Origin of the sequence: Bartonella sp. DB5-6 (assembly GCF_000278115.1) — a bacterium.
GTDB classification, from domain to species: Bacteria; Pseudomonadota; Alphaproteobacteria; order Rhizobiales; family Rhizobiaceae; genus Bartonella; species Bartonella refiksaydamii.
The window spans coordinates 30,517-50,891 of record NZ_JH725116.1; the positions used below are offsets into that span (position 1 = coordinate 30,517).

The following is a 20,375-nucleotide window of genomic DNA, read 5'->3' on the forward strand; positions in this document are numbered from 1 at the left end:
ATTGTGATTTTTGCTTCTTGATCATCTGCTAGTAGTCCATTACCACTGGCGTTCACAACAGTATCTGTCAGATTAATTTGTCCACTGGATTTTGCGTAAGCCGCTGGCTCTGAACCGGTTGTGGACAGAGTTCCTCCTGTCATTGTAATTATCGATTTCGGTTTTTCTGCTTGTATCCCATTTTGAGTAGAGAGAACTGTAACATCATCTTTTAAAACAATATTACTACCGTTCCCAGCATATATTCCAAGATTTTTTCCTTGAAATAAACCTGCTGATACCGTTATTTGGGAACCATTATCCGCATACAGACCTTTTTGTGCGTTCTCAATGGTTACGTTTTTTAAAGTAACAGTGCTTGCATCTGTCATTACCCCATTTTCTTTGGCATTAATTATTACATTTTTCAGTTTATTGTTTTCTCTTACACTGTTAACAAAAGAAATGCCACTTTTAAAAGAATTTATGAAACCACCAGCCATATTTAACATAGATCCGCCTGTTATTTGGGCACATAGTCCATTTGTTACGTCAATTGTCACATCATTTAACTCAACGATACTTTGATTACTGACTTTTATGCCAGCGATTTCTTTATCACTATTCTGCCCTGCGTTAATGGTGCCATTAGTTATTATGACCTTACTACTGTTCTTTATATCAAGACCAATCGTTACACGCTTAATGGTTGTGCCTTCTAGATAAATTTGGCTGCTAGGACCAATCGCTTCTACACCGATTCCATATTCTCTAACATATTTAATTGTTACTGGTTTACCATTTTCATCTATTATTGCTTCGCCATTATCACCTTTAATTGGCACTTCCCATTGAGTTAGAGGACCAATTACTTTTAAATATCTACCATGGATTATACCGGTACTTGTCACCTTAATCTTCTCATAAGTTGCGTTTGTGCTACCTGTTATATCTTCGCCAGCATTAGCTGAAAGTTCGGTAGCATGCGCGTTGAAAGGGACTCTAGAGAGCATCATAATTGTAGCAAATGTACACGATAGAGGATATTTTTTATACATAATGTATTATTCTCCTTATAACACACACAAGTATCCTACTATAAGAAGTATAATAAATAGATTATTATTATAATATACAAATAGATTATTTTTATTTATGTGTAAAGTATAAATAATGATTTATAAAATACCTAATGTTTTTATAATATAAAGTTATTATTAAATATTTTTTATAAATCATAACAATTATCTATTTAATATCATTAATTTATATCATTCTGTTATAAAATATTCTATTGATAGTAGATACCATTTAGAAAAATCTTAATTAGATTATGATAAGAAAGAATATGAAAGATACTAAAAAGATTTTAGGTGTTGCCATTTCAAAATCAATAAAGGGATAGTTTTTTAAGTAATTCTTATAAAAAATAAAAAGCTTTAGAAGTGTTTATAAAGTTTTTTGAGAGCTCCTTAAAAAAACTTTAAAAAGTAAATTAATACAAATTTTAGTGTAAAACTACAGCATTTACGCCGCTAAGGCAGCTGTCGCCTTTGATATGACGGGGGATCAGATTGGGGAGCGTTTTGCCAAATTGCGCAATGTCTTTAAGCTTAATCAAGCAGGGATTGAAGATTTAGGTGATGCCATCAATCATCTCTCTAACCACATGGCCGCTAAGGCAAGCGAAGTATCTGACTTTACCAATCGCGCCACCGGTGCAGCAACTATGTTTAAGTTGACAGCACGCGAAACCGCTGCTTTTGGTACGGCAATGATTTCTGCTGGTATTGTACCTGAGAGTGCAGCGCGTGGTTTTAATGCCATGAGTGCCCGCATACAGGCAGGAGGCAAGCATATTGAAGATGCTTTTGCCAATATCGGGCTTTCCCGCCAAAAATTTATGCAAGATCTGGACAAAGATGCCACCGGCACTTTGGTGCACTTTTTTGATGTTTTAGCCAAATCCGAACAGGGCATGCGTTCCCTGATAGCCATTGCTGGTCGTGATTTTACCGGTGATTTTGCCAAATTGGTTGGCAATCCTGAATTGTTAGGGCAAGCTTTAAAATATGTTGAAGACCCAAAAGTCTTTAAAGGCTCGGTAGAGCAAGAAGCAGACAAACAAGCAACCGGTGCTATCAGGCAGTTTGAACTTTTGCAAAACCGCATCATAGCTTTGGGAATTACCATTGGTGAAGTCTTATTGCCCCCTGTCAACAGTTTGATGGAAAGTGTTGGTGGGTTTATCAATGTTCTTATGGCATGGGCCAATGCGCATCCAGCTTTAACAAGCGCCATTATCAAAACCATTGCTTCTCTGATGGCTTTTAATATTGCTCTGCGGGTGTTGCGCTTTACCCTTGCTGGTACACGGCTTGGGCTTCTTCAATTGGTAGGCCCTTTTATCAAGCTTGGTGGTGTGAGCGGCAATCTTAAAACAAGCTGGGGCACGCTTATCGCTTCAGGGCGCTCGTTGGGAATAATGACGGCAAGTCTTGGTGGCAGTTTTGCACGGTTATTGCGACCGATGACTCTCTTAGTGGCTGCGTTTCGGGGGATTATGGTCTCAAGCAGTGCATTCGCCGCTTCTTTTGCTTGGGTAGGGACAGCGATAGAAGTGGTTGGGGTTGGCATTGCCTCTGTTGTTGGTACTGTTTTTACCCCCATAGGGGCTCTGATTACCACTGTTGTGGCTGTCATCCTTGCTGCTGGTTTTGCTTTGTGGAAATATTGGGATCGTTTCTCTTCTTTTGTTAAAGGCTTTGCACGGGGAATAGCACACGCTCTTGGGCGTGCCTTTGAAGCCGTCATGCGCTTTTTTGGTGCTGATACCGCAACCATCACCAAATGGAAAAACGCCATTACTGCTGCTTTTGACTTTTCTGAACATTGGCAAAAGTTCAAACAGGGTCTTGGCGCTGTTTCTCAAGGGTTTGGCAATGTGTGGGAGGGTTTTAAGCACAGTATCACTAAATTTTGGGGCTGGTTGGGAAGTTTTTTTGCCCAAGAAAAACTTTCTGATGATGCCAAAGCCGGTATGGAACAAGCAGGGGAGGACTTGGCCAATTGGATTGTCGATGGCTTTATGGCACCCATCACAAAGTTGAGTGATTTTTTTAAATCTTTGCCAAGCCGCATCAGAGAATGGATTGGCAGCGTTGATTTATCCGATCTGTTTCATTTACCCAGTTGGCTTGGGGGCAAAACAGCCATTCAACCCATAGCACAATTTGCGGGTGCTGGTCATGCAAATCCATCTGGTCCAGAGCAAAGAGAGAAAGACCGCTCTCCCACCACCCACAATCAAAATGTCACAGTGCATATCAATGGTGCCCGTGATCCCGTTGCTACCGGTCGTGCGGTAAGTCACGCTTTGCAACGTGCACGCGCCAATGCCCTACATGGGGGAACAGAATGAGAGCGGGGAGTGAATAATGGCAGAAACAGAATGAGGGGAGGGAGCCTATGAGAGATCCTTTGATGATGTTAGGTCCGCATCAATTTTATGTGGACTGGCTGAATTTCCAATCCTTTGAAGAAGAGTTTTCTGCCTCATGGGTTCCTATGGAGCGTTTTGGCAAGGCACCCAGTTTGCAATTTACCGGCTATGGCAATGACCCCAAAACCATTCATGGCGTGTTGTTTCCAGAAGAATTTGGTGATCGTATAGCCATTGATGCCATAAGCAGAACCATTCGTGCCGCAAAGCCGGTTCAGATGCTGCGTTGGATCAATGATACGACCTATAGTGCCATTCTCCATGGCCCCGTGGTGATCACCAGCATCAGTCAAGATCACGACTTTATCGCCCGCTCTGGTCAATCCCAGCGCATTCGCTATTCCATCAGTCTTTTGCCTTTTTTTAATGGGGGAAAACCGCAAGGATATATGCAATGAAGATACCAGAAAAGCGCGTTGTTGTAGAGCTAGAGGATATGAGCTTAGACCTGATCTGCTTTCAACATGCCATGGCTGTGTTAGGGGAGCACATCCAAGTTGGAGCTGTAAGCGGCTACTTAGAATCTACCTTGGAAGCCAATCCAGAGATTGCTAAATATGGTGCTCTTTTGCCGCGGGGCTTAACCGTTCTCTTGCCTGAATTTGCACTTCACAATCCCCAAAGCATGGTGAAGCGGCTATGGGATTAATGCGCACACACCCTTTTATTGTGGTCAAAGTGGGAGACAAACCTGTTCATGAGGTTTTTTACCAGCGTCTTTTAACGGCAACCATCACAGATCATGCCGGCAATGAAGCTGATAGCTTTGAAGCAGAGTTTGACGATAGTGGCAATGATTTAGAGGTTCCGCAAAGCAACAGTGCACTGCAAGTGATCTTTGGCTATGAGAACAGCATCAGTGCTTCTATGGGGCGTTTTGTTGTCGAATCGGTGATCAGTTCCGGTGGCAGTGAGGGAGAGATATTGCGCCTTTGTGGCAAAAGCGCTTCGATGCGTAAAGAACTCAAAGAACAAACAAGCGAACATTTTGACCACAAAACTGTTGGCGAGATTGTTGAGACACTCGCCAAACGCCATGGCTATCAAGCAAAGATTAGTCCTCAGTTCACTCAACAAACTTTGCCTTATGTGATTCGTACAGATCAATCGGCTGTTGATTTTTTAACCCGCCTTGCTGACCGCATGCAGGCGCGGTTTTTAATCAAGGATAATAAGTTTTTATTTTTAAGCGGAGAGAATTTACCAGCCCTCGACATCCATAAACATGACTGTTCCAGCTGGGAATTTACCCTTGAGCCGCGCACGCAATATGGCAGCATTGAAGCTTTTTATTTTGACCGCTCCCAAGGGCAGCAATGCCAAGTAAAACATCAGACAGGTTTTAGCGGTCCCATGCACCGCTTGCGCAATTGCTACACCTGTGAGGAAGAAGCTCTGGCTGCTGCTGCCTCAGAATCAGACCGATTATGCCGTGCTGTAGGCAGTGGTTCTTTGTCCCTTGCGGGGCGTCCAGAAATCATGGCCGACCAACCTCTTTTATTGCAAGGGTTTCGTGGCGAAATCAATGGTTCATGGAAAGCCGCAACCGTTACCCACCGCTATGACAAGCAAAGCGGTTACACAACAGAAATCACCCTCGAAGCTCCAAACAAGGGAAAACAAAGCAACAAAGAATAGAAGCTGGGCTGGTTGCTCAGCCAACGGGAGTAGTTTTGCGAACACCCCGTCCGATGCAAGATAACACAACATCGCAGCCACTTCTTATCACTTAAAGCAATGAGAAGATGGCTAATATAGATGAAAGAGTGTTAAAAAAGTATGGATACACTTTGTAAAGAAACATTAAAATCTGTTGATCCTATAGAATCAGCTACTGCTTATATTGGTAGCAAAATCAAGTTGGCGAAAACGATGTAGTAGCGGTTTCGATATTTTAACATATAGTAATAAGAGAGTAAAAACATATAAACAGAGCCCACTGCAAACGGAAGCATCACAAACTCTTGTTGAGATATTCTCTAATATAGGTATAGCATGTTAGGCAATCGCAAATCATGGAGAATTTATGAGTAATATTCCTACTTATCCTGTTACCCCAAACCTGCAGTTGGTATACGTATCAAATGTGGAGCATTCTACTGCTTTTTACAAATTCATCTTCAAGAAAGATCCTGTATTCATCTCACCACGCTATGTTGCATTTGCTTCTTCGGGTGATGCACTCTTTGCTATCTGGTCTGGGGGGGATGCACCTGAGGAAAATGTGCCTCGTTTTTCAGAAGTCGGCATTATGTTGCCTAAGGGAGAGGACGTAGATAAGCTATATGCGGAATGGCAAGAGCAAACCACCATTGAGATAAATGTCTTGAAGGAACCGTATACTGACATATTTGGACGTACCTTCCTAATTAAAGATCCCGACGGTCATATTATTCGTGTTTGTCCACTAGATTAAAAGTCTTAGACCCGATCTTTAATTGCCTGAATTATAATAATTGTCTGTTTCCAAAATCTATAAACTATGCACGCTAGAGGCTTACTTGCGGCGCGTGGCTTATCTGTTCGGTACTGTTCCATTACTTTCAGTCCTACAACCTACCTGTTCTCACAGGCTGTCTAATTGGCTTGGGGATCGGGCGGCGTTATTGCATGGACAGTGATCAGTACCTGTATCAAAATTATTGAAGGCATTCTTCATCGCACTTATGCTGAGCCTTTTGTTGGAATGGGGGGAATATTCTTTAGGCGAAAATTGATTCCCTTATACGAAGTCACCAATGATCGCTCAGGTGATGTAGTGAATTTTTTCAGGTGTTGCAACGCCATTGTCACCCTTTTATGGAGCTGTTGGAGTTCCAGATAAGCAGCCGTGAAGCGTTTCAATGTTTTCGCTCTATAAGATCCAAACACCCTGACGGATTTAGAGCGGGCTTTGCGGTTTTTATATCTGCAGCGGTTGAGTTTTTCTGGTCAGGTGGCAAAGCGGATATTTGGAGTTGATCCACATCGTGGTGCATGGGTTTGACTCTTTCAAACTTAAAGCCTTATTAAAGCTTATTTACCGGCGCTTGGCAGGTGTGACCATTGAATATTTAGATTGGTTTGACTTTATCAAGCGCTATGACCGGACAAATACCTTGTTTTACCTTGACCCGCCTTACTTTGGCGTTGAGGATTACTGTGGAAAGGATTTGTTTAAGCGGGAGGATTATCAGACGATGTCCACACTGCTTGTGCAATTAAAGGGACAGTTTCTTCTGTTTCTCAATGATGTGCCTGAGATCCGAAAAACCTTTAGCCAATTTAATATAAAAGAGGTGAATATATCTTATACATGCGGTTCAAAGAATCAACCTCCGGCTCAAAAGCTCATCATCTCAAATTGCGATTTTTAAGAAAGGAGAAAAATATGGATTAAAGGAGCTTTAAATGACCTTTGAAAGGTCTTTGAAGATCCTTTGAGAACACCTTTAAAACTCTTTGAGAAAAAATAAATTGGTACAAAACCTAGTGGCAAAATATACAAAACCCGCTGGCAAGCTACACTTAAAAAAGATTATATAGAATCAACAAGTTATAGCACAACAAAAGTGCTGTGGCGGAGGGGGTGGGAGCGTTATATTTATATAAAATCAATAAGTTATATAAAAGTTCGGGAGTTTTGATTCCGGTGATTCTTTTAACTTATTTTATGTCTATCCCTAACTTTTTTGAAGTTTTTTGATTGCTTCTATTGCAAGTCGTTTTCTATCGGCTGTTTTGGTATAAAGGGATGCCATTTTATCTTCTGTCCAGCCAAAAAGCGCTTTCATTTGCGAAACTGTCGCACCAGCATTGGCAGCACGTGTTGCTGCTAATTTTCGCAATCCGTGCGCTGATTTTTTAATACCCGCCGCATTACACGCTTCACGAAAAAGGTTGCCAAAGCTTTCTTTGACAAGCTTATTTCCACCTTTACCACAAATGAATGTTTCATTACCTATGGGACCAATTTTAAGGGTTTCCTCTAGTTCTGGTAAAATAGGAAGAAAAACATCTGTTTTAAATTGGCTCTTTTCTGTTTTGAGATAAATGATATTATCTTTGACATCTTTCCAGCCTATACGAACGGCGTCACCACGGCGCAAGCCGGTATAAAGAAGAACATCAATCCAGACGCGTTCATGTGTACCATGTGACCAACGGTGATAATATTTGTCTATGTCCTCTTCTAGCCATGGCAGCAATCCCTCACTGTTTAAAGATTTTGGTGCTTTTATATTAAAGGCAGGATTTCTATTTAAAAGATCATTATCAACTGCCCAATTGAAAAGACCGTTTAAAGAGGTCAAAAAATGTCTTGCTGCTGCGGGAGTCTCTCGTCTTCTGTCTACGGCGTCAAGGATATGGTGTCTTTCTATGCTTTTATATGCACGATTACCGATATGTTTAGAAACATTATTCAGAATTCGATATTTAACTTTTTTAGTAGATTCTGATTGATTATGCCATTGCATGCTTTGTAAATACTGATGCAACAACCAATCGAAAGACCCTTCTGTGAGTCTGGTACGCCTCTTTGTTTTGGAGGAGCCATTTTGCGCTTGTTTAATAGCCAGCGTATAATTGTCAACAAACTCTTGCGTTCCATAGGTTCCTTCAATCCGAAACCGTGGTCCATGACCAATACGTACATACCATATAACTTTACCATGGCGTGTACGTTCACGAACAAGATGCGGTGGACGGCGTTTTGGCATGGCTAAAACTTTATACCGTCGACAGAGGGGCAGCTTTTGCTGGTCTCGTAGTCTTCTTGTTCATTTTCAAGCGGTGGAAAATCGTCAATGCTATAAGTATTATCTGTCGTTGTTGGTGTTATGATTTTATTGATATGAATCAATAATTCCCCTGTAGGTTTGATTTCTATTAATTCGCATCCTTGTTTTTTAGCTTCTCTTAAAGCACGAGCAATAGCTGGCTGCGTGATAGTAGGTGGGCGGTGTGGCATGTTTATTCCCCTTCATTTTAGATGTAATTCACCCGTGGCGTGAATCGCGCTGGTGTTAAAAGTTGGTTTTTCGGTGTTAGAAACGGCTTATAGAGATACTATAAGACTAGTCGTTCGTATTTTTTCATCTGGTCTTTTCTCCAGTTGAGATGACCTTATCTCCGCCAATCCATTCGTCCGAACATACATCTGCATTACCGTAAATTTTTACATTACCGTAAATGTGCGCATCATCGGAAACTTGTGCATTACCGTAAACTTGTGCCTTATCGTAAACGCGTGCACTACCGTAAACTTGTGCTTCTGCGTAAATTTGTGCATTATCAAAAATTTCAGGTTCACCGCAAATATATGCATCACCGTAAACTTCTGCATGACCGTAAATACGTGGTTCATTGAAAACTTCTGCATGTCCATAAATATGAGAATTACCGTAAACCTCGGCATAACCGTAAACTTGTGCATTTTCGTAAACCTTAGCATCATCATAAACACAAGCATAACCGCCAATCCAGCAATTACCATGATGCGATAGGTTGTCTTCTTTTTCGATATAGCCTCCTAAATCACCTTTTTTTACTTTTCCAAAATCTCTTAATGCACGAATGCGGTGGAGAGTTTTGCCATAAACCTCTGTTGTTTCATCAGTAAGTTCGTATTTTTTCATTTGGTCTTTTCTCCAGTTGATATGGCGTTATAGTCATCAACGTGTGCGCTACGGTAAACTTCTGCATCACCGTAAACTTTTGCTTCTCCGTAAATTTCTGCCTTATCGTAAACACGTGCTTCATCGTAAACGCGTGCATCATTGTAAACTTTTGCACGCCCATGAACATGTGCATTGCCAAAAACCAAGGCATCACCAAAAACCTTGGCATAACCATAAACCTCTGCATTATGGGAAACGCATGCATTACCGTAAACTTCTGCATGATCATAAATTTTAGCATCACCATAAATCCTTGCACTATCGCACACATCTCCGTCTTTAACTTTTGCATTGCCATAAACTTCTGCCTTATCGGAAACATATGCATAACCGTAAACATGTGCATTTTCTAAAACTGTTGCATAATCGTAAACGCGTGCATTACCGTAAACCTCTGCCTTATCGTAAACACGTGCTTCATCGAAAACGCGTGCACAATCGTAAACTTCTGCCCTACCGTAAACGCATGCATCACCGTAAACTTTTGCTTCTCCATAAATTTCTGCACGACCGTAAACGCGCGCTTCATCGTAAACGCGTGCGCTCTCGTAAACATGTGCATTATCGGAAACTTTTGCTTCATCGAAAACAAGTGCATTGCCATAAACACGGGCATCTCCAAAAACACAAGCCTTATACCAAATCCAACAATTGCCCTCATGGGATAAGTTGCCTTCATGCTCTATAAGACCGCCTAGGTCGTCTGCTTTAATACCACCAAAGTCTCGTAAGGCACGAATGCGGTGGAGAGTTTTGCCATCAACCTCAGTTGTTTCATCAGTAAGTTCATATTTCTTTTCCATGGTCTATTTCCTTGATTTGCGTACAATCCACCCGTAGCGTGAATCATGCATTACTTAAAAGTTATTAGGAAAGGGCGGGGGTGCTGGGAGGAGAGAGCACCCCCATAGGTTTAAGCAGCTTTTGCCAAAATCTTTTGCATCTCTTGTTCTATTTCCCCTAAAAAAATCTCGACCGCTTTATTGATCTCTTCAATGTGTTTCTCATCACGGTTGACGCGTTTGATTTTCATTCTCAAACCAGTAGATCTGCCTACAAAGTTTGGATTATAGCTAATAAAATGACACCATTTGCGTCCTGTACACGCCATTTGGAATTGCATTTGTGCGTGATATTCAGGCTTGATTTCGCCATCCATAAAAAAGCGAAGATGGGTCGTTGATCGTGGGCATTTGACTTCAACTAAACCGTCCTCTCCAATGAACCCATCAGGACTAGCCCCCGCCATTTCTATTTTGGGGTGTTGGATAAACCCGCATTTTGTAACATTGGTGTCATAAATGAATTCATATTCTTTCAGTGCATTCTCTTCATGTTCAATGCCCCATTGCATAGCCGCTGTTGTATAAGATTGGCTTATTTCTCCTGTTAAGCGCTCTGTCATGAGTTTCATTTTGTAATCTTCATATTTGCTTGTGGGCAATCCTTTGGCTGTCTTACTGAGTACGTTGTAAACGTTTGAAGCAGTGACTTTACCCAAGCGCGCTTGAAACCACTCTGCTGTTCTTTGTTCCATCTCACACCGCCGTTTGTTGTTGTGTTGGTGCCATTTGCTTGTTTTGTTTATCTTTCAAAAGATGCAAAACGGTTTGTGCGCTCTGATCAGAGATATCATCAAGCTTTTCAACGTTTGCATAAGAAAGTATCTTTGCTTCTTCTGTTTGCGTTTGTACTATAAGTCTTCTGATTTCATTGATCTGGCGCGGCAAAGCAGGTTTAGTCGGCATATTTCCATCTGTATCGTCTTCTTTGCTTGCTACATTAAGAAGCATGCCTAACAGGTATCTTCGTGCGTAGGTAAGTGTAGAACCAACGGATTGTATGCTATTTTTAGAGCCTGTACCGTCAATGGGAAATGTTCCATCTGTTGAGATTTCATTGCCTGAAGGATGAGACAGTGTCATTTCTATGGTAATGTTTTTTTCTGTTTGATGCTTAATATGAGAAAACAAAGCAAAGTTGTGTTTTGCAAGTGTGTCCTTTACAGCATCAATATACTGATCAAGCGTAGCGTATTTGCTGTTTGTATGGTTATTCTTAGCAGTTTTTTCAATCTTTTGATATTCCGTTTGCATAGCGGAAAGATCAGAGACAAAGCTTTGATAGTTTTGCCGTTCTATTTCTTTTTCTCTTAAAGCAAGAAGACGCTCTAAGCGGTCCATGTCGACGTCATTTTCTAAGGCTCTGTTTAAAATGCGTTCCATAGCAGTTGGCTTGACTTCACAATCATTCGTTTTTTCCACTAATTCCGTTTGCATGGTACTTAGTTCACTCATCTTGATTTCCTCCATTTGCGCGCAACTCACCCGTGGCGTGAAACACGCTTGTGTTTAAAAGTTGTTTGTGTGGTTAGAAACGGCTTATAGAGATACTATAAGATTAGTCGTTCGTATTTTTCATCTGGTCTTTTCTCCAGTTGAGATGAGGTCAGTAGCATCAACATGCCCATAAGCACCTGCATCATTGCCAATGCATACAGCATCGCAGTTACCAAAAACACGTACATCACCGTAAACTTCTGTATATCCATAAAAATGTATACCCTCGTAAACTTCTGCATTACCAAAAACATGAGCATTATCAGAAATTTGTGCATCATCATAAACACGGGCACCTTCATAAACCCATGCATTATCACCAACCCAGCAATCCCCTTCGTGACTTAAATTGCCCTCATGCTCTATAAACCCCCCTAGATCGCCTTTCTCGACGTTTCCAAAGTCTCGTAAGGCGCGAATGCGGTGGAGAGTTCTGCCATTAACTTCGATTGTTGCGTCTGTCAGTTCGTATTTCTTTTTTATCATAATAACCTCCTCTTAATGCATGCTTTGTCTTTTAAGCTCTTGAGACAGCACACCAATTCCTTTTGCTGTGATTTTTGCGCAAGGAATGACTTTTTCTATTCCACTTGCGGTTTGAAGTGTGATGGTTGGACAATCCATAAGTTTCTTTTGGATTTTGTCTTGATAAGGAAGCAAATTTCCACCTGCTGCTCGTCTGTAAACCCAACCTTTTTGCTGTAAGAAGAGAATGAACTGTTTTGGTTGCATCTCTAGTATTTTAGCAGCTTCTGTAAGACCGAAGAGTCCGTCATGACGCTGTAAGCTTTCAAGAGCCATTGCCTTTGGTTTTAAATTTGCAATAATGTTATCTTTTTGTTCATTTTCATTTTTGAGATACGTTAAAACACCAAGCATAACTTGAGGGCTTGAGTAGTCGATTTGTGGTATTACTGCTTGCTTTTCCAATTCTTGCCAGCGGTCAATTATTTTTGCTCGTAATGTCATGTTGTAACCAGACACGAGAATTAAACATTCACGCTTGGGGAGATGATAGCAGTTTTGAGATTTGCCTTGTTTATCTAAATAGGTGCCCCCAAATTTGGGGAGACCTCCTTCAGTGTATAATTCTTCAAGTATTTTTTTAATATCACGCATGACATGGTCATGTCTTTTACCGCATAACTCTGCAATTTCACGACTAGACATGGTTGGAACAGTTGTGTTTTGAAAATTGTTTTCAGATATTGTAATAAAGTTTCGCATCATCACCCCCTTAATTAAGAAAAACACAAGTTTTGGTATAATATTATGCCATAGTTTCTATGACGCTCTGCTTTAGCGATTTTCCTTGCTGCGTGAATTTTGAAGTAATGATTATCGGTTTTATATGTTTCTATTTCAGAGTTTGGACAAATCTTCTGTCTGTTCCATTCTTGTTTTGTAAAAACAAAATCCATGCCTTCTTTTAGATCAAGCTTTTCAACACAATCATTAAACCAAGTGGAAAAATCTTGTTTCAAATGTAAGTGCCTATGCATTACATGGGCATTGACCATTTGGACATAACCGATTTTGTTGTCTACCTCGTTTTCAGGCGTGAGATATCCTTCACTATGAATATGAGTATCATGTGTGGTCATAAGTTTACTCTAATCAATTATTGATGGGAAAAGAGGGCGCATTTAAAAGCGCCCTTAAGAATTTTTAAAGCACATCACATGGACGCAAGCGGTGTTGCTGTTCATAAGAACCATACATTGCGTCATCATATTCGCGCTGTTTTATATCGTCTAAAAAAAAACCGTATGCTGCGCTATGTTCAATAAATTCGTGAGGTATTTTTCCATTAAAACACTGTTCTTCACGTTCTCTAAGATAAAGTTCTGCAATATCTTCAGAGATATCTTCGCAACTTTTCTCAGAAGGATTCACACGAAAGATTTGTACGGTATCATCTGCTTCATCAACAATCTCTAAAACTTGGTTTTCATCAAGTGGACCTGACTCTCCAATGTGTTGATTATCACCGTAGACAACTAATAAAATTTCATTGGAATTAATAAGAATTGGCTTATCCATAATTTCTCCTCCCTAACGCCTCTTGGCAATTGTTTGTTTGCGGTTTGTATAATTACTTATATAACTATAATTATAAAATAGCAAGCAAAAAATTATAAAAAGTTATATTTTTTATAAAAATTATTATAATATCTTGCTGAATAAGAGGAGAGGATAATTAGCGATAATTCCGAATCATCTTGCTGTAAGAACTTATTGGCAAAATAGCAAATATCTCTCCAACCCACACAATTTTAACATTCTTAATGGGTAAGGCATTCCAAGAAAGCAGATCTATTTCACCATTCATGCCCCTGCTAATCTGCTTTATATATCTTTTATTATCATGTGTTAAAATAACGGCTTCTTTGCCAAAAAAGGATTCTATAGTTTTAATTTGGCGCCGTCTTACGATAACCATATCTCCATCTTTATAAGCTGGAAGCATAGAGTCTCCTTTAACTTCAAAAGCAACCATATCATCAGGTAAAGCAAAAGGAATTTCTACTTGTTCAAGACCATCTTCAGGGATTTGTTCAAAGCTTGGATCTATCTGTGTTCCTGCTCCAATATAGCCCATAAGAGGAACAAAAGTTGTTAAGTGATTATCCCCTTTTAGTTCTTTATATAATTCTAAAATGGCATCTCGATTAGAGCCGCGTGGATCAGAATCTTTTAACCACTTAGACACTGAAGCTTGTGTTACGTTTAGCCGTTTGGCTACATCTTCTTGCGTTAAGTTAAACTCGGTCAAAATCTTTTTTAATGTGCTTATGATATTAGATTTATTACTCATACTTTTGCTTACCTTATTTTTTTATCGTTGATAAAGATAAATTTCCTTGACTTTATATAACTATAATTATATGAATAAAATAAGACGAAGCTGTAATTGGAGCTTGTAAATGGATCAACGAGAAAACTTTAAGAATTTGACTAAGTCAATACGGGGCAAATTTAATTGGACACAATCAGAAATGGCAAAAATGCTTGGTGTAACTCAAGCAGCTGTTTGCAAGTGGGAAAAAAGAGGATCTATCTCCGTAATAAATTATTTAAAGCTGCAAAAATTGAAAGATAGTTCTAGCTCTATGTCTGCTTTTATTGCTGCTCCTACAGACAATAACGAGCACCAGCAACACCATTCACACTCTTAAATAGGCAAAAGAAAAGATCAAATTATAGATTACGCGTCATCATGGAGCACATACTAACTAATACGTTACAGCTTAAGGGGGGATAATCATGGTTTTTAAAGCACATAAGAATGATATTGGAAAACCACGTGTTGATCTTATTCCACCACTTACGTTGCTTGATATTGGTCGTGTTTTGGAGTTTGGAGTAAACAAATACGGTGCGAGCAACTGGCGTCATGGCATGAATTGGAACCGTTTGTATGGAGCTGCTTTACGTCATTTATTAGCATGGTTCAGTGGAGAAGATAAGGACCTTGAAAGCGGATTACCACACTTAGCGCATGCAGCTTACTGTCTTCTTTTCTTAATGGAATGCGAAACACAACAGATTGGTTGTGATAACCGTCCAAAAGAAAGGCGGAAGTATCATGACCACTAACACACACACCATTCTTTGTCTTGATCTAGGCACCAAGACTGACTGGGCGATATGTTCCAAAGGACACGTGCCTAAAGACGACAACAAAGCAGATGCTTTAGCAATTTTATATTTAATAAAAGAAGGGGATGCGCATGTCTAATGGTATGCCATGGATAAGATTCCATTTGTATGACTGGATAAGTGGCACAAATGGAATGACATCTGAACAACGGGGGGTTTATATAACCCTTCTCGTTTGCATGTATGAAAAAAAAGAACCACTAAAAACAGATTTTCAAACGCTTGCACGCGTTTGTCATTGTTCGCAGAAAAAATTTGCAGCTATTGTCGAATATCTCATAAGGAATAATAAACTTGTTGAGACAGATAATGGTTTGTGGAATACGCGTGTTGAAGAAGAGCTGAACGATTTTGCTGATAAAAAAGAGCACATATCGCAAGTTCGTAGTGAGGCTGGTAAAAAAGGTGCACAAGCAAAAAATAATACAAAACAACATGTTAATAATTTTGCTGAAGCAAATGACAAGCAAAACGTTTTTTTTGCTGAAGCAAACGCTAAGCAAAATCAAGCTATAAAGAACCAGAATAAGAATATATATAAAAAAACTAAAACTATCGTTTTAGCAAAAAAAGAAATTGGTTCTGAAAATTTAGAAACAATCGATTTGGTTCAAGAGCCAACGGAGGTTGCTGCTGTTGACAGCCAATCAGAACAAATCGAAACGGGTGTAGACAACCAACCTCCCATTCACGAGCAAGAGAATGTTCCCCAAAAAGCGAAGCGGATTAGGACCAAAGATGGTTTTCGCTTACCTGAGGATTTTGAACCTAATTTGCAATACGCAATCGATAAAGGCTTAACGCATGATGAGGCGCTGTTAGAATTCGAAAGATTTAAACTTCATTGGAAAGATAACCCATGTCGAAATGCTAAAAAAAGTGATTGGCAAAAGGCTTGGTACAAGTGGGTTACACATCCCGAATATGGAATGCTAGCTAAGAAAAAAGCAAGATTAGAACAGGAGAAACAGTATGGAAAACAAACCAATTCCCAAACAGAACAACAGCGCGGGTGGAATTATCGCGTTGCACAGTACATGTCCGATATCAAAAATTCAGATAGTGCATACAAATTTCTCTTCGAGGATGACAACCGAACCACCATTCCTTTGGAAAGCGGGGCAAAAACCGTCGATTGCAGAAGCGGAGAGAGTTACTTCATTAGTCAATGATGCGTTGAAAAAGCTTGAAAAAAAAGCGAGCGAAGAGGAAATCCAAACGACGTATCTTGTCCTTTCAAGTGGTCTCAAAAGCCAATTAGGATCAGACGCAAAATCAACAGCGCTTGCGTATCTTTACGCTCTTGAAGGTGTGAGCAGCTGGGTATTGCAAACAGCAACAAAGAACGTTTTGAAAGGCAAAGCAGAGGGATTAAATGCAACCTTTATGCCCTCAACAGCAGATTTTTATCGTTATTGCGAAAAGCTTAAAAGCGATATTCGCTTTCGTGCAAATCGCCTTCTAAAGAACCTTGAAAAGCCTGAAAAGGGAACAAATCAAAAGGCGCCGATGCCATCAGAACGCATTGAAAAGCTTCAAAAAGAACTTGAAGAGATTTTAAAGGGCATTGAAGGATAAACAGCAAAGTAGTGAAATTTGCTGAACGTTTTGAGAATAGACATGCGTTTAAATTGACAGAAAGGCACCGTACAGAGCGATTTAAAGATTTTGTGATAAAAACCACATTGAAATTAAAAACGCTTCTGTACGGTATATTTTGAGGCAAATAGACACATTGGTAAAATTATGGACTAAAAGCATGAGGATTTTAAAACATTTGTTCTTAAAAAACCGTAAACAGCCAATGCAAAAAAAGTTTATCGCAACAGCTGTTGGTTATGTCCCTTGGGGGGATGGAGCGGCCGAGTATTTTTACAACCTCTACGAATATCCTGATGGCACAAGAGAGTGTGAAAAGTTTGATGGCGGACAGTATTATACCACACCAGAAAATGCGGATTTTAGTACCAAAGCGCAAGTGAAAGCGTGGGTTTATGGAGGTAATGTTCCGAAAAGCGTTCTCAATTACGAACCTCTCATAGATGAGATCAATAAAGAGATCAAAAAATTATCGAAAACCGCAGGAAATAAATATGTTTACAGATAAACAGCTAAGAGCCTTGTTTGGCATTATAACTTTTATATTTTTATGTTTTTTAGGAATTAAAAAAAATCTTGACTTTATTCAGAGTATTTTGACATTCGCATCTGTTTCTTTGGTAATAGTCACAACGGTTTTTGCAATTTTATGCAATTCCAATATCCCTTTTGAGTTGCAAAACAACCCAAAATACAAATGCGGAAATACAACGGGTTGGAAGATATTAACACGTGATTTACAACAGTATATGCATAGACTCTTAAAGCTAATAAGTTTAGCGCTTGTCGTTTTAATTTTCCCAAGTAGTTATAAAGAAACGGTTTCTTTATCTGTCATTTCTAATTACGTAGAGAATAAGCTTTCTTTTTCATTGGATAATGTACTTTGGTACTCAGATATTGCTCTTTGGTATTCCTTTTTAGTTTGTGTATTGTTTCTTATGTTACATACACGCAGTTTAATAAACATATCTATTTACACACTACAGTGCTCCATTAAAAAGCCATAGTAAAATTTCCTATTTTATACTTTTTTACAAAGACTTCATTCTTATGACCTTATAGACAGCAAGCTAGAAAAAGCGCTTGATATTCAATTAGGTAAGTATAAAAAAGAAAAAAATTGCAAAGGCATGTTGACATTGGAAAGGTGTGCTGTTAGAAAAGTATCAAGTGTGTAGAAACACTTAGCGTTAAGCGGATAGGTTACGAAACAGCCTCTCCCATGTCTTTAAAATACTGACTTTCTTTTATGCTTTAAGAGCGTATAATGATTTATGTCGGGTGTGGTTATGCCATACAATACCCTTTTTAGGGGAAAGCATACAGCGGACTTAACGCCGTGTTTCTAGCGCCCGACGCCCTTATAGGGTGTTAATAGAAACCTCATTACGTTAAGGATTACTAGCATGAACGCTATAGTTAAAAATCAAATGACCTCCATTATTGCTACTGTTGCAAATGACAACACCCCCTTTCAAAAGAAAGATCTTGCAAAAAAATTTAAATTAACAAATGAAATGAAAACAGTGAAAGATCTTTTAAGTGATCGAGTTCGAACCATTTATCGCATACGTGCATTAAGGGACTTTGGTAATGTAAAAGCGGATGACTTGGGTGGTTTTATAGAGCATGAGGGCAATTTAAGTCACGAAGGGGATTGCTGGGTTGGTGGTAATGGATGGGTTTATGATGATGCCTATATTTCTGATAATGCTCAGGTTTTTGGTAATGCTGATGTTTTTGGTAAAGCGCGCGTTTGTGACAATGCTCAGGTTTTTGAATATGGTAGTGTTTACGATAATGCCAAGGTTTATGATAATGCCAAGGTTTTTGGTTCTTCTTACGTTTACGAGAAAGCCCGCGTTTTTAATAATGCCGAGGTGTGTGATAAAGCAGTTATAAAGGGGAATGCCAAAGTTTGTGGTCAATGCTAGCATTTGTGACAATATCATAATCAATGGAAATGAAACGATTTTAGATCAAATTGCGTAAAAAAGCAGTGGTGTGGTGGCGCGGGGGGCGCCTGTTTTAAAATAGAAAAAAGAAAGCCATGTCATTTGCGTGATGTGGCTTTATGTTTATCAAAAGATAAAAAACATAATTTTATATGTTAAAAAACAATAATATCATTTTGAAATAATTGAAAAAATATGAAAATTATGCTAAGGTTTTGCTTGTATAAATTGCAAATCTAATGGGGCTACAAATATGCTAAATAAAGTGACGTTAATCGGGCGCCTTGGTGCTGATCCCGAAAGCAAAACAATGCCGTCTGGTGGTGAGGTGGTCAATTTTCGTATGGCAACTTCTGAGAGCTATACAGATAAAAATACCCATCAAAAAGTAGAGAAGACTGAATGGCATTCCGTGGTGGTTTTTAATCCACATTTGGCAAAAATTGCTCTTCAGTATCTCAACAAAGGTTCAAAGGTTTATGTAGAGGGCAAATTACAGACACGCAAATGGCAAGATAAAAATGGGAATGAACGTCACACAACAGAGATTGTCTTACCACAATTCAAAGGCGAGTTATATTTGCTTGATACTAAGAAAGAGCAATCTGCATCCTCTTCACCTATCACTGCTCAAAGTTATGCTGTTGCTTCAGGTGCTAGTGATTATGGTATATCTCTTAATGACAGCATGCCATTTTGATTGAAAAAATATAACAAAGAGAAACATGTGGGCTCCCACAGATTAGGGGATGTATGAAAAAGAAAGATGCTTGCATTTCACGGGTGAAAGTATGTCAAGATCCTGTTAATCAATTGGCAATTGAAATGCGTGCTAAACGCTTTGGTTTGACGATTGAAGAAGCTAAAAATCCGCTTGCTGGTACTTATGTTGGGCGGCTGTGTTTACAAGGCGTGCTTACTCAAGACCAGTATGATGCTGCGCAAAAATATCTTGAAGTGAAAAATGACTATTTGTGTGCAAAAGGTTTACCAAGCGCTGTTTATGATGAAATACCATCATCTTCTGATGACAAAGCAAGAGAAAAATGGGTCGAATTTGCAACAGAACAGTTTTCTAATATGCAAGAGGCGATAAAAGAAATACAACACCTCTATAGACAGTATAATCTTTATGCAGCAATACAATATATTATTGTAGAAGACCAAACATTACCATATCTTGTGAATTCATTGCGGGTCGCTCTTAATGCGCTTCGTAAATATTTTGACAGAAAAACTAAATGGTAAATGTTTATTATAATGTTTCAAAGGCAGTTGATTGCTCTTCTGATAGTTCGGCTATAAATACTGCGTGAGAAAAGCTAAATAATATATATACGAATAGCTCAAAGAATGCGATATAGAATACAATACCCATAGAGAGGTTTTCGCAAAACTGAATCCAGAGAAGCATTGTTTGTAGTAAAAATGAAACAGGTAGCGCTTGTATTCTATATTGGATTGGTGCCATACAGACTGTAAGGGGAAGAGTAAGCATTAAAATAATTGTCCCTAACAAATAAGAGGCAAAAGAGCGGGGGAAAAACGTAGCAATGATGTACCCTGTAGAAAACATAATTATAAAGGTAACCACTGCTGTAAAATAGGAGAGCCCCACTAGGCGCAAGAGTAGAAATAAGCCACGTTTAGCAAAACGAAAGTAATAATTTATTGT

General features: G+C 39.3%; 25 protein-coding genes and 3 pseudogenes. 16 read left to right on the plus strand and 12 right to left on the minus strand.

Going from position 1 to position 20,375, the window contains the following annotated elements; all coding sequences use genetic code 11:
* Window positions 1-1,037, minus strand: a pseudogene (locus tag MCO_RS10765) (autotransporter outer membrane beta-barrel domain-containing protein); the annotation flags it as partial.
* A 461-nt stretch (window positions 1,038-1,498) separates the two neighbouring features.
* Here MCO_RS10765 and MCO_RS02680 point away from each other — a divergent pair.
* From MCO_RS02680 to MCO_RS11535, 6 genes and pseudogenes are all read left to right on the plus strand, one after another.
* Window positions 1,499-3,400: pseudogene (locus MCO_RS02680) on the plus strand (phage tail tape measure protein); the annotation flags it as partial.
* A 47-nt stretch (window positions 3,401-3,447) separates the two neighbouring features.
* Entirely contained in the window at window positions 3,448-3,879 is a 432-nt protein-coding gene (locus MCO_RS02685) for a phage tail protein (RefSeq protein WP_007552459.1), read from the plus strand.
* A complete protein-coding gene (locus MCO_RS02690; protein WP_007552461.1) occupies window positions 3,876-4,130 on the plus strand; it encodes a tail protein X in 255 nt (84 codons plus the stop codon). Before MCO_RS02685 ends, MCO_RS02690 begins: the two co-directional genes overlap by 4 nt.
* A complete protein-coding gene (locus MCO_RS02695; protein WP_007552462.1) occupies window positions 4,130-5,119 on the plus strand; it encodes a phage late control D family protein in 990 nt (329 codons plus the stop codon). The genes MCO_RS02690 and MCO_RS02695 overlap by 1 nt, the downstream gene beginning before the upstream one ends.
* 388 nt (window positions 5,120-5,507) lie before the next feature.
* Complete coding sequence (locus MCO_RS02700; RefSeq protein ID WP_007552464.1) at window positions 5,508-5,897, plus strand: VOC family protein; 390 nt, start codon at window positions 5,508-5,510, stop codon at window positions 5,895-5,897.
* A gap of 270 nt (window positions 5,898-6,167) precedes the next feature.
* A pseudogene (locus MCO_RS11535) lies at window positions 6,168-6,837 on the plus strand (DNA adenine methylase).
* 306 nt (window positions 6,838-7,143) lie between these two features.
* Here MCO_RS11535 and MCO_RS02710 read toward each other — a convergent pair.
* The 11 genes from MCO_RS02710 to MCO_RS02760 all read right to left on the minus strand — a co-directional run bounded on the left by MCO_RS02710 (window position 7,144) and on the right by MCO_RS02760 (window position 14,298).
* On the minus strand, window positions 7,144-8,181 hold the full coding sequence (locus MCO_RS02710) for a tyrosine-type recombinase/integrase (RefSeq protein ID WP_007552466.1): 1,038 nt from the start codon (window positions 8,179-8,181) through the stop codon (window positions 7,144-7,146).
* Window positions 8,182-8,183: 2 nt separating this feature from the next.
* Window positions 8,184-8,432, minus strand: a complete 249-nt coding sequence (locus MCO_RS02715) for a hypothetical protein (RefSeq protein ID WP_007552468.1) — start codon at window positions 8,430-8,432, stop codon at window positions 8,184-8,186.
* Window positions 8,433-8,556: 124 nt separating this feature from the next.
* Window positions 8,557-9,099, minus strand: coding sequence for a hypothetical protein (locus tag MCO_RS02720; RefSeq protein ID WP_007552470.1), 543 nt, complete (start codon window positions 9,097-9,099; stop codon window positions 8,557-8,559).
* Window positions 9,096-9,944: a hypothetical protein gene (locus MCO_RS02725; RefSeq protein ID WP_007552472.1), complete on the minus strand. Its 849-nt coding sequence runs from the start codon at window positions 9,942-9,944 to the stop codon at window positions 9,096-9,098. The genes MCO_RS02720 and MCO_RS02725 overlap by 4 nt, the downstream gene beginning before the upstream one ends.
* A 110-nt stretch (window positions 9,945-10,054) precedes the next feature.
* On the minus strand, window positions 10,055-10,678 hold the full coding sequence (locus MCO_RS02730; RefSeq protein ID WP_007552473.1) for a lambda exonuclease family protein: 624 nt from the start codon (window positions 10,676-10,678) through the stop codon (window positions 10,055-10,057).
* Between the two features lies 1 nt (window position 10,679).
* Window positions 10,680-11,438, minus strand: a complete 759-nt coding sequence (locus MCO_RS02735) for an ERF family protein (RefSeq protein WP_007552474.1) — start codon at window positions 11,436-11,438, stop codon at window positions 10,680-10,682.
* 120 nt (window positions 11,439-11,558) lie between these two features.
* Window positions 11,559-11,966, minus strand: a complete 408-nt coding sequence (locus MCO_RS02740) for a hypothetical protein (protein ID WP_007552475.1) — start codon at window positions 11,964-11,966, stop codon at window positions 11,559-11,561.
* A 12-nt stretch (window positions 11,967-11,978) separates the two neighbouring features.
* Entirely contained in the window at window positions 11,979-12,707 is a 729-nt protein-coding gene (locus tag MCO_RS02745) for a Rha family transcriptional regulator (protein ID WP_007552476.1), read from the minus strand.
* A 14-nt stretch (window positions 12,708-12,721) separates the two neighbouring features.
* Window positions 12,722-13,084 (minus strand): antA/AntB antirepressor family protein, encoded by a 363-nt coding sequence (locus tag MCO_RS02750; RefSeq protein ID WP_007552477.1) that lies wholly within the window; start codon window positions 13,082-13,084, stop codon window positions 12,722-12,724.
* Window positions 13,085-13,148: 64 nt separating this feature from the next.
* A complete protein-coding gene (locus MCO_RS02755; protein WP_007552478.1) occupies window positions 13,149-13,523 on the minus strand; it encodes a hypothetical protein in 375 nt (124 codons plus the stop codon).
* A gap of 157 nt (window positions 13,524-13,680) precedes the next feature.
* A complete protein-coding gene (locus MCO_RS02760) occupies window positions 13,681-14,298 on the minus strand; it encodes an XRE family transcriptional regulator (RefSeq protein ID WP_007552479.1) in 618 nt (205 codons plus the stop codon).
* A gap of 109 nt (window positions 14,299-14,407) precedes the next feature.
* Between MCO_RS02760 and MCO_RS02765 the strand changes: the two genes are divergently transcribed.
* From MCO_RS02765 to MCO_RS02805, 10 genes are all read left to right on the plus strand, one after another.
* On the plus strand, window positions 14,408-14,659 hold the full coding sequence (locus MCO_RS02765) for a helix-turn-helix transcriptional regulator (RefSeq protein ID WP_007552480.1): 252 nt from the start codon (window positions 14,408-14,410) through the stop codon (window positions 14,657-14,659).
* Between the two features lie 88 nt (window positions 14,660-14,747).
* Entirely contained in the window at window positions 14,748-15,080 is a 333-nt protein-coding gene (locus MCO_RS02770; RefSeq protein WP_007552481.1) for a dATP/dGTP diphosphohydrolase domain-containing protein, read from the plus strand.
* Window positions 15,070-15,222, plus strand: a complete 153-nt coding sequence (locus MCO_RS10770) for a hypothetical protein (protein WP_007552482.1) — start codon at window positions 15,070-15,072, stop codon at window positions 15,220-15,222. The genes MCO_RS02770 and MCO_RS10770 overlap by 11 nt, the downstream gene beginning before the upstream one ends.
* Window positions 15,215-16,315 (plus strand): YdaU family protein, encoded by a 1,101-nt coding sequence (locus MCO_RS02775; RefSeq protein ID WP_007552483.1) that lies wholly within the window; start codon window positions 15,215-15,217, stop codon window positions 16,313-16,315. The genes MCO_RS10770 and MCO_RS02775 overlap by 8 nt, the downstream gene beginning before the upstream one ends.
* Entirely contained in the window at window positions 16,230-16,721 is a 492-nt protein-coding gene (locus MCO_RS02780; RefSeq protein ID WP_040298703.1) for a hypothetical protein, read from the plus strand. The genes MCO_RS02775 and MCO_RS02780 overlap by 86 nt, the downstream gene beginning before the upstream one ends.
* A 181-nt stretch (window positions 16,722-16,902) precedes the next feature.
* A complete protein-coding gene (locus MCO_RS02785; RefSeq protein WP_007552486.1) occupies window positions 16,903-17,250 on the plus strand; it encodes a hypothetical protein in 348 nt (115 codons plus the stop codon).
* Window positions 17,237-17,752 carry a hypothetical protein gene (locus MCO_RS02790; RefSeq protein WP_007552487.1) on the plus strand — a complete coding sequence of 172 codons (516 nt, stop codon included), beginning with the start codon at window positions 17,237-17,239 and terminating at the stop codon, window positions 17,750-17,752. Before MCO_RS02785 ends, MCO_RS02790 begins: the two co-directional genes overlap by 14 nt.
* Window positions 17,753-18,151: 399 nt before the next feature.
* The gene (locus MCO_RS02795) at window positions 18,152-18,679 is read left to right on the plus strand and encodes a hypothetical protein (protein ID WP_007552488.1); all 528 of its coding nucleotides are present in this window, start codon (window positions 18,152-18,154) and stop codon (window positions 18,677-18,679) included.
* A gap of 274 nt (window positions 18,680-18,953) precedes the next feature.
* Complete coding sequence (gene ssb, locus MCO_RS02800; protein ID WP_007552489.1) at window positions 18,954-19,400, plus strand: single-stranded DNA-binding protein; 447 nt, start codon at window positions 18,954-18,956, stop codon at window positions 19,398-19,400.
* A gap of 53 nt (window positions 19,401-19,453) precedes the next feature.
* Complete coding sequence (locus MCO_RS02805; protein WP_007552490.1) at window positions 19,454-19,948, plus strand: hypothetical protein; 495 nt, start codon at window positions 19,454-19,456, stop codon at window positions 19,946-19,948.
* Window positions 19,949-20,375: the final 427 nt, after the last annotated feature.

Coding starts and splice junctions, on each gene's coding strand:
- MCO_RS02685 (WP_007552459.1), top strand. CDS start 3,448: ATGAGAGATCCTTTGATGATGTTAGGTCCGCATCAATTTTATGTGGAC.
- MCO_RS02690 (WP_007552461.1), top strand. CDS start 3,876: ATGAAGATACCAGAAAAGCGCGTTGTTGTAGAGCTAGAGGATATGAGC.
- MCO_RS02695 (WP_007552462.1), top strand. CDS start 4,130: ATGCGCACACACCCTTTTATTGTGGTCAAAGTGGGAGACAAACCTGTT.
- MCO_RS02700 (WP_007552464.1), top strand. CDS start 5,508: ATGAGTAATATTCCTACTTATCCTGTTACCCCAAACCTGCAGTTGGTA.
- MCO_RS02710 (WP_007552466.1), bottom strand. CDS start 8,181: ATGCCAAAACGCCGTCCACCGCATCTTGTTCGTGAACGTACACGCCAT.
- MCO_RS02715 (WP_007552468.1), bottom strand. CDS start 8,432: ATGCCACACCGCCCACCTACTATCACGCAGCCAGCTATTGCTCGTGCT.
- MCO_RS02720 (WP_007552470.1), bottom strand. CDS start 9,099: ATGAAAAAATACGAACTTACTGATGAAACAACAGAGGTTTATGGCAAA.
- MCO_RS02725 (WP_007552472.1), bottom strand. CDS start 9,944: ATGGAAAAGAAATATGAACTTACTGATGAAACAACTGAGGTTGATGGC.
- MCO_RS02730 (WP_007552473.1), bottom strand. CDS start 10,678: ATGGAACAAAGAACAGCAGAGTGGTTTCAAGCGCGCTTGGGTAAAGTC.
- MCO_RS02735 (WP_007552474.1), bottom strand. CDS start 11,438: ATGAGTGAACTAAGTACCATGCAAACGGAATTAGTGGAAAAAACGAAT.
- MCO_RS02740 (WP_007552475.1), bottom strand. CDS start 11,966: ATGATAAAAAAGAAATACGAACTGACAGACGCAACAATCGAAGTTAAT.
- MCO_RS02745 (WP_007552476.1), bottom strand. CDS start 12,707: ATGCGAAACTTTATTACAATATCTGAAAACAATTTTCAAAACACAACT.
- MCO_RS02750 (WP_007552477.1), bottom strand. CDS start 13,084: ATGACCACACATGATACTCATATTCATAGTGAAGGATATCTCACGCCT.
- MCO_RS02755 (WP_007552478.1), bottom strand. CDS start 13,523: ATGGATAAGCCAATTCTTATTAATTCCAATGAAATTTTATTAGTTGTC.
- MCO_RS02760 (WP_007552479.1), bottom strand. CDS start 14,298: ATGAGTAATAAATCTAATATCATAAGCACATTAAAAAAGATTTTGACC.
- MCO_RS02765 (WP_007552480.1), top strand. CDS start 14,408: ATGGATCAACGAGAAAACTTTAAGAATTTGACTAAGTCAATACGGGGC.
- MCO_RS02770 (WP_007552481.1), top strand. CDS start 14,748: ATGGTTTTTAAAGCACATAAGAATGATATTGGAAAACCACGTGTTGAT.
- MCO_RS10770 (WP_007552482.1), top strand. CDS start 15,070: ATGACCACTAACACACACACCATTCTTTGTCTTGATCTAGGCACCAAG.
- MCO_RS02775 (WP_007552483.1), top strand. CDS start 15,215: ATGTCTAATGGTATGCCATGGATAAGATTCCATTTGTATGACTGGATA.
- MCO_RS02780 (WP_040298703.1), top strand. CDS start 16,230: ATGACAACCGAACCACCATTCCTTTGGAAAGCGGGGCAAAAACCGTCG.
- MCO_RS02785 (WP_007552486.1), top strand. CDS start 16,903: ATGAGGATTTTAAAACATTTGTTCTTAAAAAACCGTAAACAGCCAATG.
- MCO_RS02790 (WP_007552487.1), top strand. CDS start 17,237: ATGTTTACAGATAAACAGCTAAGAGCCTTGTTTGGCATTATAACTTTT.
- MCO_RS02795 (WP_007552488.1), top strand. CDS start 18,152: ATGAACGCTATAGTTAAAAATCAAATGACCTCCATTATTGCTACTGTT.
- ssb (WP_007552489.1), top strand. CDS start 18,954: ATGCTAAATAAAGTGACGTTAATCGGGCGCCTTGGTGCTGATCCCGAA.
- MCO_RS02805 (WP_007552490.1), top strand. CDS start 19,454: ATGAAAAAGAAAGATGCTTGCATTTCACGGGTGAAAGTATGTCAAGAT.